A 13972-nucleotide genomic window follows, 5' to 3' on the forward strand; every position below is an offset into this window, starting at 1 on the left:
TGTTAAAATTGGGTGCAAAAGTAAGCATTTAATTTACATATCCAACATTTTTTTTCTTTTATTCGTCATAATGCAAAAAAGATGCCTCAACCTTAGTTTTTTTTACAAAAAAATAATACATTTACTACTGCTATCCTGAATTTATTCTAAATATAAATGTTATGAAACTAAACTGTGTTGTTGTAGATGATAGTTCTATACAAAGGACAATTATTGCCAAATTGGTCAATAATCACCCAGGCTTGCATTTAATCGGGGATTTTTCTAATGCAATTGAAGCAAAAAGTTGTATCTCATTAAATAATATTGACTTAATATTTCTTGATATAGAAATGCCAGTTATTAACGGATTTGATTTTCTTGACGGATTAAAATCAAAACCGCAAATTATATTTATTACATCTAAGGCCGAATATGCCCTCAAAGCTTTCGACTATGACGCTACCGACTATCTTCAGAAACCTATTGCAGTAGATCGTTTTAATGCCTCGGTAAAGAGAGCAATTGATATGCATTTGCTTAAAAAGGATATCAAAGAAGAAGAAGGCGAACATATATTCATCAAAAGTAATCTAAAAAAACTTAAAATCTTCACTTCAAAAATAAAATGGATTGAAGCTTTTGGAGATTACGTAAGAGTAGTAACCGAAGACGACAGCAATTTGGTTCTTTCTACGATGAAGTCTTTTGAAAATGATTTATCGAAAGACAAATTTATTCGTGTTCACAAATCGTATATTATTAATATCGATAAGGTGGAACGTTTCAACAGCAAATTTGCCGAAATAGGCATTACCAAAATACCGCTAAGTCGCAATAAAAAAGAAGATCTAGTAAAAGCTCTTTCAACTTCTTCTTAAATTGCCACTTTAATAAAAATCAACGTTTACTACAACTTTTATAGCTCTGTATTGAGCCACCGCTTCAAAACTATTCAGCATTTTCTGAATAGTTTTTTTTGTGTTTCCTAAATGAAGATTATGCGGAATCTTTATTAAAATAGTTCTAATATATTCATTTCGTATTCTGCTTATCGCTGGCTCTTCTGGCCCTAAAACAGGCATTCCTAAGTTCTGACTTAAAACTTGATACAGCCACATAGCCCCTTCCTTCAATTTATCAAAATCTTTATGCTTTAGCGTAAGCTTAATAATCCTGAAATAAGGCGGATATCTATAGATTTGCCTATCATACAACTGTTCTTTATACATACCTATATAATTATGGTTTGTAACTTGTTGAATTGTATTATGATTCGGATTGTAAGTTTGAATGACAACTTTTCCTTGTTTTTCTGACCTACCTGCTCTTCCCGCAACTTGCGTCATCATTTGAAAACTACGTTCAAAAGCTCTAAAATCTGGATGATGGAGCATATTATCCGCATTCATGATTCCGACTAAACCTACATTATCAAAATCAAGTCCTTTGGCCAGCATTTGCGTACCCACCAAAATATCAATTTCGCGATTTTTAAACGTATCGATTATTTTTTCAAAACCAAATTTACCTCGAGTAGTATCTTGATCCATTCGAGCTGTTTTTGCTTTCGGAAAAAGTGAAGTCAGCTCCTGCTCTATCTGCTCAGTTCCAAATCCTTTTGTAGTTAAATCAATACTGGAGCAGTTATGGCAATTTGTAGGTTTTGCTATAGAATAACCGCAATAATGGCATCGCAATTGGTTCTTATGTTTATGATAAGTCAAACTTACATCGCATTGCTGGCAATGCGGAACGTGTCCGCAAGTCAAACATTCTATTATAGGCGAATATCCTCTTCTATTTTGAAACAAAATAACTTGCTCTCCTAATGACATCGATTCTGCAATTTCTTCGATTAAAAGATCGCTAAAATGTCCCGTCATTTTTTTTCTGAAATGCTTGTCTTTTAAATCAACTAAAAGGACTTCAGGCAAACGGACATTTTTGTAACGTTCAGAAAGTGTTACCAATCCGTATTTATCATTTTGGGTATTAAAATAGGTTTCAATGCTAGGCGTTGCAGAACCCAATAACACTTTTGCTTTATGAAAATTAGCCAAAACAATTGCAGCATCTCTGGCATGGTATCTTGGTGCAGGATCTGTCTGCTTAAAAGTCTGCTCGTGCTCTTCGTCAACAATTAATAATCCTAAATCATTAAAAGGCAAAAACAAAGCCGATCTTGCTCCAATTACAATTTGTGCTTTTGGAGAATTTTCAAGCGTTTGCCTCCAAACCTCAACTCTTTCATTATTACTGTATTTGGAATGAAAAACAGCTACTTTGTCTCCAAAATGAAAACGCAGTCTCGAAACCAACTGTGTGGTAAGAGCAATTTCTGGCAAAAGATACAAAACCTGTTTTCCTGTTTCTAAATACTCTTCAATTAACTTGATATAAATCTCAGTCTTTCCGCTAGAAGTCACACCATGAAGCAGACAAACCTCTTTCTCCAAAAAACTATTTTTGATTCCAGAAAAAGCATTTTCCTGAGCCTCACTAAGCTGTAATTCTTTATCTGATACCTCTCCATTAAATGTAACACGATCGTGCTGCAAATAATATTCTTCGAAAATTTCCTTCTCAACTAAAGCCTTTACAACTGATGCTGTTACATTTGAAACTTCCGTAAGTTTTTTGACCGTAATAGGCTTTTTCTCCGAAGCATTCAACTGAAAATACGTTAAAACAATTTCTTTCTGTTTATTAGCGCTTTTCAGTACTTCGAGTAATTCAGCCAAGCCGTTATCCGATTCGTATTTTGAATGCAATTTAACATATCGAACCAATTTTGGCTTGTATGTTTCTTTTATTTCTTCATCCAAAAAAATAATATCTTTCGCGATTAGCTTTTGCAGAATCGGAAGTATATTCTTTTTATTTAAAATCGAAGTAATCTCCTGAATCTTTAATGAACTTTGATGATGTAGTGCTTCATAAATCAAGAATTCATCATCAGAAAGTTCGCTGTCATTTACCACAACATCAGGTTTATGCGAAATGATTGTTTCACTTTCCAACAATAATCCACTCGGAAATGCGCCTCGATACACATCTCCAATTCCGCACATATAATAATTTGCAACCCAAAGCCAATGTTTAATCTGGATTTCGGTCGCAATGGGTACTTCATCTAAAATTTGATGGATTTCTTTAGCTTCGTATAATGTTGGAGCATTTTCATGAACATCAAGAACAAGCGCTGTATATATTTTACTTTTACCAAATGGTACCGCAACACGCATTCCTTTTTTTATGAAATGAAATTCGGCTTCAGAAATTCGGTATGTAAATGTCTTAGCTAATGAAAGCGGTAAAATGACTTCGATGAAATGCATGCAGATATTTTATAAGTATTGGAAAAGGTTTAAAGAATAAAAAACCACAGTTAACTTCTTTCAAACCAGTTTTCCATTTGAATTCCGTCTAAAAGCTTAAAATCCTTAACATTGTCGGTAACCAAAATTAATTGGTTTTCTACTGCAGTTACACCAATTAAAAGATCAAATTCGTCATTAATAGGTTTTCCAAGCTTTCGAAGTCTGACTTTCTCAACAGCATATCTTTTAATTGACCCGAAAATTGGAATTATAGTTAATCCATTTAAAAAAATATCAACCGATTTATTAGATTTTTTAGGATCATCACTATTTTCAGCTCCAAAACGAAGTTCAGCAACAGTAATTTCTGAAATATAGCAGTTTTCTAAACCTACTTCTTTCACCATTTTGTCAAGGTTTAACTTTCCTCTCAAAAAGAAAATACAAATACTTGTATCTAATAAATATCCCATTAAAACTTAATTTCTTTGTTTTTAAAGTTTCTATTAGATTTTATTTCAGAAACAATTTCTTCAGCGGATTTTTCAGATGCAAATGCACCAAAAGATTTATAAAAATTATTTTCTTTTGACTTGTTCCCTTTTATTGACTTTGTCAGTCTTTCTATTAATTCAATCTTGTTAGAAAAGCTAAGCCCTTCAAACAAACCTGAATAAGTTTCCAATATATTTTTATCCGTTACAGTCATTTTATCCCTCTTAACTATTTTAAATACAAAATTAAACTATTTTTCAACTCAAAGCATATAAAAACCATCATCTGAAAAAGCTACTTTTTTCCTAGAGAATTTTGAGACAAATACTCATCTACCAGCTTTAAAGTATGCCTTACGGATTCATTTGCCGTTCCTCCATCGTGCCCTGGAATAACAAACTTCGGATTCTTAAATTTTGACTGAACTTTTTTTATGGATTTCTTCCATTCCTTAACATCAGCATCGCCTAAATATCCTAAATCTTGTGCTTCAACACTCTTTATAAAACAACCTCCATAAAGAATTTTCTCTCTCCCAAACCAAACCACAATATTATCTGGCGCATGACCTTTACCTGGATAATATACTTCAAAATTATATTGTCCCACTGTAAAAGTCGCATCATCTGAAATTACAAATTCTGCTCTTCCTTCATTATTCGCTTTAAGGATTTCGTCTGTCAATTTACTTGAGTAGGTTTTAATTCCTTTTTTTCTATAAAAATCCAATCCACCCGCACGATCTTCATGCGAATGCGTTGCAAAAACCATTACTACCTTTTTATTGTGTTTTGCTTCAATACTATCCAATAAAGGCTGAAACTGCGTTTTATCCCATGGAGCATCAAAAAGAACAACACCTTCTTTTGTAACGACATACATAGCATTAGCAGAAATCTTTACCCCTTTGTATTCGTTAAAAGTTTTATAAACATAAAAGTCACCCGTAAGATGACTTATTTGTAATGGCGAGTTCTTAGATTGTCCAAAGCTATTTGAAACTATAACTAAGAATAAAATTATTGAAGCAATTTTTCGCATTATATTTTAATTAGTTTTTTACTCTGGTCCAATATTGCGTTCTTCCCATCAAAGAAATCCCAACATAACCGCGAAGTTTTAATTTGTCTGCAGATTCTAAAGTAACATAACATTTATACTTTTTACCGCTTGTAGGATCCAAAATTGTTCCTCCATTATACTCTGAACCATCTTTCTTAAGACCATTTATGATTACCATACCTAAAATTGGCTTATTTTTTTCGGCTCCATCACACTTTACACAAACATCTTTTTTGCGGCTGTCGCGAAGGATATCTACTACTTTACCATATATTTTTCCTGATTTCTCATAGATTTCTACTATAGATTTAGCTTCTCCTGTTTCATCGTCAATTGTTTTCCATTTTCCAATTACACTTTGACTTTGCATGGTCAGCGCAAAGAAGAACACTCCGATAGTTAGCATCAAATTTTTCATATTATTTTTCTTTTTTTTGTTTTAATTTTCTGATAGAAGCATTCAATTCGAACCCTAAAAGCAGAATCATACAGTTTATCCAAATATAAAACATTAGAATTAATAATGTCCCAATTGAACCATAAAGTTCATTGTATTTTGAAAATTTTATAACCCAAATCCCAAAAAAGAATGAAGATATAACAATTAAGACCGTTGTAAAAACAGAACCAATGCTTATAAAAGGCACTTTATTATACTGTTTTGTACCATAACGCAATAATATTGAAGATGTTATCAAGATCATTAAAACAACAAACAGATATCTTCCTAAAATGATCAACGGAATTCTATCACTCAGTACATCCTGAATTATCGTTTTTTGAATAAATACCTCGAAAACCACAATTGTTGCCACTGTTACAAACAGAATAACAGTCATAACAATAGAGATCGCTAGCGCAACTAGATATTGTCTAAAAAAACCGCGTTTATCAAAAACATGTTTGGAAGATTCAAAACCGCTTAGAATTCCATTAATACCATTTGCCATTAAGAATATCGAAAGCAAAAAACCTGACGATAACAATCCTGAGTGACTATTATTTAAGATATCGCTGATGATTTTACTAATAGCATCAAACGTATTCGGAGGAACACTCTGTTGCACAAACTGCAAAAAATCTTCCTGAAAATTGTCTATAGGAATAAACGGAATTAAGTTTAAGATAAACAGCGCAAAAGGAAATAAAGCCATAAAAAAGCTAAAAGAAACCGCACTTGCATGATACGAAAAAGCGCCATCAATAATCCCGATGGTGTACATTTCTAATAAATCGTACAATGAAAATCCTTCCAGCCAAGGCAGTTTTATTTTCTTCAAAAGTCGGGCTAAAGTCCGCACCACAGGCAGTTTCTCAATCCGATCTTCTATCTCTTGCGACATATTTTTTTGATTTTAGATTTCAGAGTTCTGATTTTAGATTTACAAAACTCATAACTTATAACTCAAAACTTACAACTTCCTTAAAACGCTTTCAAACTCAAATCCATATTATAAACAGAATGTGTTAAAGCTCCAGACGAAATATAATTTACACCGCACAAAGCATATTCGCGAACTGTTTTTTCGCTAATATTTCCTGAAGATTCTGTCTGACATTTTGTACCAATTAAAGCAACAGCCGTTTTGGTATCTTCATAATTAAAGTTATCAATTAGAATTCTATGAACACCATCACTCAATAAAATTTCTCTAATTTCATCTAGATTGCGGGCTTCAACAATAATCTTTAAATCCAGATTATTTTCCTTTAAATATTCTTTAGTTTTAGAAATAGCGCGAGTAATTCCACCAGCAAAATCGATATGATTGTCTTTCAACATAATCATATCATACAAAGCGTAACGATGATTTTCTCCTCCGCCAATTTTTACAGCCCATTTTTCTGCAACTCTAAAATTTGGAGTTGTTTTACGTGTATCTAATATTTTTGCATTTGTCCCTTCCAAAAGCTGCATTAAATGGTTTGTTTTTGTTGCAATTGCAGACATTCTCTGCATAGTATTTAAAACAACTCTTTCTGCTTTTAGTATAGATTGCGAGCTCCCAGAAACTTCAAAAACAATTTCGCCATACTCTACACGCGTTCCATCTTCGATAAAAGTTTTCACTTTCAGCTTCGGATCTACATGCTCAAATATCATTTTAGCCAATTCAACACCAGCAATTATCCCTTGATCTTTTACCAATAATTTAGCCTGACCGTGTGCTGTATCAGGAATACAAGCCAGCGAACTGTAATCGCCTGGACCAACATCTTCTCTAATGGCATTACTGATTAAAAGTTTTAATTCTGCTTGAAATTGAGCTTTGCTTATCATTTTTCTGTTTTTAATAATAATGCTAAATTAGGATATATTTTATGGATTTGAAAGTTATGACAACATGAAAAATCACATAAAACATTAAATATCTCTTTTTTAACCATTAAGATATTCCGAAAAATAAAGTTACAATTCTTAACAAAACTTAATCTACTAATAAGCGTTCAATTAAATATCTTTGAAGTTCAATCAAACAAAATTTATGGGATTAATTAAAGATATTTACTCGGTTTCTTTTTACGAAAAATTTGGTCAAGCTGTGGCCGAAGTGCATCCTTCATTCAACAAAAAGAAATTCATCGATACCATTTATGAAGGTGATTTTATTCAAAAAGAATGGAAAGAACGAATGAAACATACTACAGTTGTACTTCATCAATTCATGCCTCAAAATTTCGTAGAAGCCACTTCTTTAATTGATAAAATCATCGAAAATTTAAAGAGAAATAATTTTGCAGACAGCAATTTGGCTTTCATTTTCTTTGCCGATTATATCGAAATGTATGGTTTAGATGATTTTGAAACTTCAGTGAAAGCCTTTGTTTCCATAACACAATTTATAAGCTGCGAATTTGCCGTTCGTCCTTTTATTTTAAAATATAAAGAACAAATGATCAACGAAATGATCCAATGGTCATTGCACGAAAATCATCACGTCAGACGTTTAGCCAGCGAAGGTTCTCGCCCAAGATTACCTTGGGCAATGGCAATTCCGTTTCTTAAAAAAGACCCCTCGTCTATTCTTCCAATTTTGGAGAATTTAAAGAATGATCCCTCAGAATATGTCCGCAGAAGTGTTGCCAATAATTTAAATGATATTGCAAAAGATAATCCACAGATTGTATTAGAAATCGCCAATAAATGGAAAGGGCATAGCAAAGAAACCGACGGAATCATCAAACACGGCTGCCGAACTTTATTAAAACAAGGACATCCTGAAATTTTAGGCCATTATGGTTTAGAAAGTACCAATATTGAACTTTCGTCTTTCGAAATTAAAACGCCAATTGTAAAAATTGGTGATTATTTGCAGTTTCAATTTCATTTAAATAATAAAAACCAAGAACCAAAAACAATCCGTTTAGAATATGCGGTTCATTATAAAAAAGCAAAAGGGCATTTAGCGAAAAAAGTCTTCAAAATCAGTGAGAAAATTTACCAGCCGAATCAATTAACCAAAATCGAAAGAAATCAATCTTTCAAATTAATTACGACGCGAGTTTTTCATACTGGAGCACATCAGTTGTCGATTATTATTAATGGAACTGAGAGTGAGGTTTTGGAGTTTGAATTGATTGATTAAACAAAAAAAGTATTGTGATCAGTTTTGTCAGACTGAGCGAATTCGAAGTCCCGCAAAGTGATTCAGCATGTGTGACTTCGACTTCGCTCAGTCTGACAAAAAATGCTTCACTTATCCAGCATTTTCCTTACTTTTATAATTCAAAAAAAATCAAAAACAACTTTTCTTAATCTAAATTAAGTTACAGAGACGCATCACAACTGTAATTTTGTTTTCAAATCAAATAAAAATACCATGTCAAATATCAGTTTAATTATCGAAGAACGTGCTGCCAATATTGGCAATTTTATGGTAGGGCGATTATTGCCTTTCCGTGAAAAAAGAGCTGTCGGACCATTTGTATTTATCGATCATATGGGACCTGCGCATTTAAGTGATCATGAAAATATGGATGTTCCTCCACATCCGCATATCGGACTTTCTACTCTTACATTTTTGTTTGAAGGAAGTATTATGCACCGCGATAGTTTAGGGACGGAACTAGAAATAAAACCAGGTGCTGTAAACTGGATGACAGCGGGTAAAGGAATAGTTCATTCTGAAAGAACTCCTGAATATCTAAGACATTCAGACAAAATGCTTCACGGATTGCAGATTTGGGTCGCGCTTCCAAAAGAATTGGAGCAAATGGAACCTAATTTTACGCACGTTGAAGCAGATGATATTCCAGCTTGGGAAGAAGATGGCGTTTCGTATAAATTAATTGCTGGTGAAGCTTTTGGCAAAAAATCTCCAGTTCCTGTTTATAGTCCGCTTTATTTTATTGAAATTAAAAGCAAAGAAGCGAAGAAAATCAATATTGGAGAACATTTATTTGGCGAAAGCGGTTTATATATTTTAGATGGAAGCATTAAAAATGGCGAACATACTTACGATCCAAGACAAATTCTGATTACAACTGAAGCTTCTCTTTGCGAATTCGAAATTGCCGCGAATTCGACTGTTTATATCTTTGGCGGACAGCCTTTTCCTGAAGAGCATTTTATCTTTTGGAACTTCGTTTCATCTGACAAAAACCTCATCGAAAAAGCAAAAACAGATTGGACAAACCAAACTTTCCCGAAAGTTCCAGGAGAAACTGAATTTGTGCCATTACCAGAACCAAGAATCAAATAAATATGGATACAGTAAAAGCTACAATAGACACCCGAAAATATCGCACAGAAATAACTTCTAAAACAGGAAATATTCTAATTGCCGACGAACCGCAAGAAATGGGCGGAAAAAATTTAGGCTTTAGTCCGTTTGAACTCCTAGCTTCTTCGCTCGCTTCCTGCACTTTAATTACATTAAGAATGTACATTGACCGCAAAGCTTGGGATGTTTCAGAACTTACAATCTGGGTAGATTTTGAAAAGAATGAAGAACATACCGTTTCTTTATTTTCAACCAAAATCTTAATTACAGGAAATGTAGACGATGCTCAAAAACAGCGAATTTTGAAAATTGCCAACAGCTGTCCTGTCCATAAAACACTTATAAATACAATTAAAATAGAAACTTCTTTAGTATAAATAATATGGAAATTCAACAAATAAACGATACAAGAAAAGGCTATTTTGAAGCCATAGAAGACGGAAAAGAAGCTGGAAAAATGACTTATACTTGGGCGGGAGATTCAAAATTCATCATTGACCATACCGAAGTAAGCCCAGATTTTAACGGAAAAGGCGTTGGTAAGAAACTGGTTATGGCAGCTGTAGAATATGCTAGAAATAACAACTTAAAAATTATTCCACTTTGTCCTTTCGCAAAAAGCGTTTTCGATAAAGTTGAAGAAATTCGTGATGTACTTTTTTCTTGAGTTTCTAAGGTTCTGAGATGCTAAGATTCTAAGTTTTTTTTAACCGCAAAGAACGCAAAGGATTACGTAAAGTTCGCAAAGTTTTTTACATAAAGCTTTGCGAACTTTGCGTTTATATTAGGTTTCGTATATCATAAAACTTTGCGCTCTTTGCGGTAAAACTCACCACAACAAAAAACAAATTTTCAAAATTCTCCGAAAACTCGTATATTTGCGCGTAATTTAATCTTAGAGTATGACAAGAATAATTACGCTTTTCTGTTTTTTTATAGCACAAATCGGCTTTTCTCAATCGGCTGAGAGTTATTTAGAAAAAATCAGAAATAATGAAGCTCTCTTAACAGCTTTCTTTCAACAAATGCCTAAAGGAGGCGATTTACACCACCATTTTTCAGGATCAGTTTATGCAGAACCTCTTTTAGAAAGAGCTATTGCAGAAGATTTTTATTTAAATTTGGAAACTATGGCAGTTTCTAAAACCAAACCCGAAAAAGGAAACTGGGAAAACTTCTCTTCTCTTAATAACAAAGGAAAATTAGAGTATTACGAACAGCAGATCATGCAAACTTGGTCGGTAAAAGATTATAATGGTTCTGTTCCTTCGGATGATCAGTTTTTTGATTCTTTCATGAAATTTGAACCCACTATCGCGGGGCATTTTGCAGAAGGAATGCTTGAACTAAAAAAACGCGCGATTGCAGAAAACGTTACTTATATTGAAACGCAATTATCAACAATTCCATGTGATATGAATGTTTCTGACTTAGCTGATTTCAATACGAAACTTCGTCAAGCTTCAGAACAAAAAGACGAAAAAGCGGTTCTGAAACTTTTGGATGAATTGTATAAATCACTTCAGAAAAAAGAGGCTAAAAAATATGCTGACGATTTCAACAATAATTTCATTGCCAAGCTACACAAGGATTTAAAAATGGATGACGATAAATTCACGATGCGTTATCAAAACTTTGTGCTTCGTTTTATGGAACCGGTAGATTTGTTTAAAAATCTGGTTATTGCTTTTATTTCGTCAAGCGAAAGTAAATTGACTGCTGGTGTAAATATCGTTTCGCCAGAACACGGACAGACTTCTATGAAAGATTATTGGTTGCACATGGTGATGTTTAAATACTGTCATTCCAAATTTCCTGACGTAAAATATACGCTTCATGCTGGTGAATTGACTTTAGGTTTAGTTCAGCCCGAAGAATTGACTTGGCATATTAATGACGCTATTTATGTAGCAGGTGCCAACAGAATTGGCCACGGAGTTGATATCGCTTATGAAGCCAATTCTTATGATTTATTGAAATATATGGCTCAAAAAAATATTCCGATTGAAATCAATTTAGTCAGTAACGAATTTATTTTGAAAGTAAAAGAAAACAGACATCCGTTTACGCTTTACAAAGAATTTAATGTGCCAATTGTGATCAGCACAGACGATGCGGGAATTTTAAGAAGCAATATGACCGAACAATATGTTTTACTGGCAAAAAGATATCCTGATGTGAATTACGAAACAATTAAAAAATACGTTTACAATAGCATCAATTACAGTTTTATTCAAGACGCATCAGTAAAAAAACAATTAATAAAAGATTTAGATAACCGCTTTAAAACTTTTGAAGCAAAGTTCTCAAAAAACTAGTAAAAATAAAATCTATCAGATCTGCTAAATCTGCGGGAAAAATATACTCTCGCAGATTTGGCAGATTAAGCAGATAAAATTCCTTTAAATATGATACTAGAGGCAGCATTTCTTTACGTAAAACCAGACTTAGCAAATCAATTTGAAGTCGATTTTGCAAAAGCAAGTCAATACATTTCTTCAATTGATGGTTATTTAGGGCATCGATTAGAGAAATGTCTGGAAGTCGAAAACAAATATCTTTTATTGGTCGATTGGAATACATTAGAAGATCACACAGTAGGTTTTAGAACTTCTGAAGCGTATCTCGAATGGAAAAAGATTTTACATCATTATTACGAACCTTTTCCAATTGTAGAACATTTTGAAACGGTTTTTGAAAATAAAAAATAGATTTTGTTTGCCACAGATTTCACAGATTAATATAGATTAAATTATTCTCAATTTAAAAAATCCTTTTTAATCTGTGGCAAAAAGTAAATTCGTGCGAATTAGTGTAATTCTTTGCAAAAAACTTAACCAATGAACATTAAACTTATAGCCATAGGCAAAACAGATAATAAATCGCTTCAAACTTTGATAGACGACTACACCAAACGTTTGTCCTTTTACATCAAATTTGATCTGGAAATTATTCCCGATATCAAAAACGTAAAAAACTTATCTGAAAGTCAGCAAAAGGAAAAAGAAGGCGAATTAATTCTGTCTAAACTTTCAGCAACCGATCAATTGATTTTGTTGGATGAAAACGGAAAGACATTCTCAAGCGTTCGTTTTTCTGAAGAACTACAAAAGAAAATGAATTCTGGTGTTAAAACTTTAGTTTTCGTAATTGGTGGTCCTTACGGATTTTCTGAAACCGTTTATAAAAAAGCGCAAGGAAAAGTTTCGCTTTCGCTAATGACGTTCTCGCACCAAATGGTTCGTTTGTTTTTTATAGAGCAATTGTACCGCGGATTTACCATTTTACGAAATGAGCCGTATCATCATCAATAGTTTTTTTGTTTCAGGTTTAAAGTTTCAAGTTAGAAAATAAATTCTACGGGAAGTGTGTCAAGATTATAAGTCACGTCTTTTTGAAGTAGAATTTTATATTGAATATATTCTTCATAACTCATGTTCTTATCAAATAAAAATACTAGATCTGGTACTTTATCAAACTTTATACTATAAAACTGCTTTAGTATTTCTGATATTTTTATTTCCTGATTTCCCATAAAAACCTGTTTTTTACCTTTTCTAAAGTAAACCACAAAACTTCCTGCTGTAGGTTTCTCCATTTTATAAAACACTTTCGTGAAAGGCAAAAAGGCTAGATTTTTCCCAATAGAATCTGCGTAGGAATAATAATTTTCGGCATTTTCATTTTTGTGAGCACTGTCAGCTCGCTTTTTTTCCTGCATTTTGATTACCTGCGGAATTACAACTTTTAATGGCAAACGCTTGTCAATATTTAATATCCAATTGGTTGAGATAATCGCACTTTTTCTATTCAAATCGGCGATGGTATCTTTTCCTTCTTTTTTAAAGAAAATGTAAATCGGCGAATGATCTTGTACATCTTTTACAATCGAAACATTTGATTTTGGCAATAAAACGTCTTCTTTTTTTCCACAGGAGAAAAGAAGGAAAACTATAATTAGAGTAAAGTATTTCATTGCATTTTTTCTATTAATAATGAATAATATCTTTTTTCTAGTTTCATATAATCTGTTTTCCAATCTTGCATTGTTTTTTCAACGTTATATTTTTTATAATTTAGAATCAGAATTTCGTCATCCAAATCATCAAAATAATTCCACTGTTCCTCATAGTCTGTTATTTCTCCACGCCATAAGCTTATAAAATTGTTTTCAACAGTTATAAAAGATCTTTCCCCTATATATCTGTGAATTTTCCAATATAAATCAACTTTATCTGAGTATTCCAGATCGAAATTTACTTCTACAACTTCATAATGATCTACAGATTCTCCAATATTATAAGAAAAATCATTTTGATTCCAATTAGGGATATTTCCGAAATATAGTAAAATTGTTGAGTTTTCACCCATTTCAACTTTTTTGAGAAT

General features: G+C 32.7%; 17 protein-coding genes. 8 read left to right on the top strand and 9 right to left on the bottom strand.

Translation table 11 applies throughout. From position 1 onward, the window contains the following. The first annotated feature begins 161 nt into the window (after positions 1-161). Entirely contained in the window at positions 162-860 is a 699-nt protein-coding gene (locus BSF41_RS01240; protein ID WP_008463025.1) for a LytTR family DNA-binding domain-containing protein, read from the top strand. Positions 861-869: 9 nt separating this feature from the next. Here BSF41_RS01240 and priA read toward each other — a convergent pair whose 3' ends face one another. From priA to nadC, 7 genes are all read right to left on the bottom strand, one after another. After that, positions 870-3320 (bottom strand): primosomal protein N', encoded by a 2451-nt coding sequence (gene priA, locus BSF41_RS01245; protein ID WP_095927714.1) that lies wholly within the window; start codon positions 3318-3320, stop codon positions 870-872. A gap of 50 nt (positions 3321-3370) precedes the next feature. Further along, positions 3371-3775 carry a type II toxin-antitoxin system VapC family toxin gene (locus BSF41_RS01250; RefSeq protein WP_095927715.1) on the bottom strand — a complete coding sequence of 135 codons (405 nt, stop codon included), beginning with the start codon at positions 3773-3775 and terminating at the stop codon, positions 3371-3373. Then, positions 3775-4011 carry a hypothetical protein gene (locus tag BSF41_RS01255; RefSeq protein WP_095927716.1) on the bottom strand — a complete coding sequence of 79 codons (237 nt, stop codon included), beginning with the start codon at positions 4009-4011 and terminating at the stop codon, positions 3775-3777. The genes BSF41_RS01250 and BSF41_RS01255 overlap by 1 nt, the downstream gene beginning before the upstream one ends. A gap of 80 nt (positions 4012-4091) precedes the next feature. Next, a complete protein-coding gene (bla-B1-FLAV, locus tag BSF41_RS01260) occupies positions 4092-4838 on the bottom strand; it encodes a subclass B1 metallo-beta-lactamase (RefSeq protein ID WP_095927717.1) in 747 nt (248 codons plus the stop codon). A gap of 10 nt (positions 4839-4848) precedes the next feature. Next, positions 4849-5277 carry a DUF2147 domain-containing protein gene (locus tag BSF41_RS01265; RefSeq protein WP_095927718.1) on the bottom strand — a complete coding sequence of 143 codons (429 nt, stop codon included), beginning with the start codon at positions 5275-5277 and terminating at the stop codon, positions 4849-4851. A 1-nt stretch (position 5278) separates the two neighbouring features. Further along, positions 5279-6202 (bottom strand): YihY/virulence factor BrkB family protein, encoded by a 924-nt coding sequence (locus tag BSF41_RS01270; RefSeq protein WP_095927719.1) that lies wholly within the window; start codon positions 6200-6202, stop codon positions 5279-5281. A gap of 80 nt (positions 6203-6282) precedes the next feature. Continuing rightward, positions 6283-7140 (bottom strand): carboxylating nicotinate-nucleotide diphosphorylase, encoded by an 858-nt coding sequence (nadC, locus tag BSF41_RS01275; protein WP_095927720.1) that lies wholly within the window; start codon positions 7138-7140, stop codon positions 6283-6285. A 205-nt stretch (positions 7141-7345) separates the two neighbouring features. On the opposite strand from nadC, the gene BSF41_RS01280 reads away from it, so the two are divergent. From BSF41_RS01280 to rlmH, 7 genes are all read left to right on the top strand, one after another. Next, positions 7346-8446, top strand: a complete 1101-nt coding sequence (locus BSF41_RS01280; RefSeq protein ID WP_095927721.1) for a DNA alkylation repair protein — start codon at positions 7346-7348, stop codon at positions 8444-8446. A 234-nt stretch (positions 8447-8680) separates the two neighbouring features. Then, positions 8681-9562 carry a pirin family protein gene (locus tag BSF41_RS01285; RefSeq protein ID WP_095927722.1) on the top strand — a complete coding sequence of 294 codons (882 nt, stop codon included), beginning with the start codon at positions 8681-8683 and terminating at the stop codon, positions 9560-9562. 2 nt (positions 9563-9564) lie between these two features. Then, positions 9565-9960, top strand: coding sequence for an OsmC family protein (locus BSF41_RS01290; protein WP_095927723.1), 396 nt, complete (start codon positions 9565-9567; stop codon positions 9958-9960). A 5-nt stretch (positions 9961-9965) separates the two neighbouring features. Then, positions 9966-10250, top strand: coding sequence for a GNAT family N-acetyltransferase (locus tag BSF41_RS01295; protein WP_095927724.1), 285 nt, complete (start codon positions 9966-9968; stop codon positions 10248-10250). 235 nt (positions 10251-10485) lie between these two features. Further along, positions 10486-11901 carry a hypothetical protein gene (locus tag BSF41_RS01300; RefSeq protein ID WP_095927725.1) on the top strand — a complete coding sequence of 472 codons (1416 nt, stop codon included), beginning with the start codon at positions 10486-10488 and terminating at the stop codon, positions 11899-11901. 90 nt (positions 11902-11991) lie between these two features. Beyond that, complete coding sequence (locus BSF41_RS01305; protein WP_095927726.1) at positions 11992-12294, top strand: antibiotic biosynthesis monooxygenase; 303 nt, start codon at positions 11992-11994, stop codon at positions 12292-12294. Positions 12295-12423: 129 nt separating this feature from the next. Further along, complete coding sequence (rlmH, locus tag BSF41_RS01310) at positions 12424-12897, top strand: 23S rRNA (pseudouridine(1915)-N(3))-methyltransferase RlmH (protein WP_095927727.1); 474 nt, start codon at positions 12424-12426, stop codon at positions 12895-12897. 29 nt (positions 12898-12926) lie between these two features. On the opposite strand, the gene BSF41_RS01315 is transcribed toward rlmH, so the two are convergent. Further along, positions 12927-13559 carry a hypothetical protein gene (locus BSF41_RS01315; protein WP_095927728.1) on the bottom strand — a complete coding sequence of 211 codons (633 nt, stop codon included), beginning with the start codon at positions 13557-13559 and terminating at the stop codon, positions 12927-12929. Next, positions 13556-13954 carry a hypothetical protein gene (locus BSF41_RS01320; protein ID WP_141248103.1) on the bottom strand — a complete coding sequence of 133 codons (399 nt, stop codon included), beginning with the start codon at positions 13952-13954 and terminating at the stop codon, positions 13556-13558. The genes BSF41_RS01315 and BSF41_RS01320 overlap by 4 nt, the downstream gene beginning before the upstream one ends. Between the last annotated feature and the right edge of the window lie 18 nt (positions 13955-13972).

Source organism: Flavobacterium sp. ACN2, from assembly GCF_002303885.1.
Lineage (GTDB): Bacteria > Bacteroidota > Bacteroidia > Flavobacteriales > Flavobacteriaceae > Flavobacterium.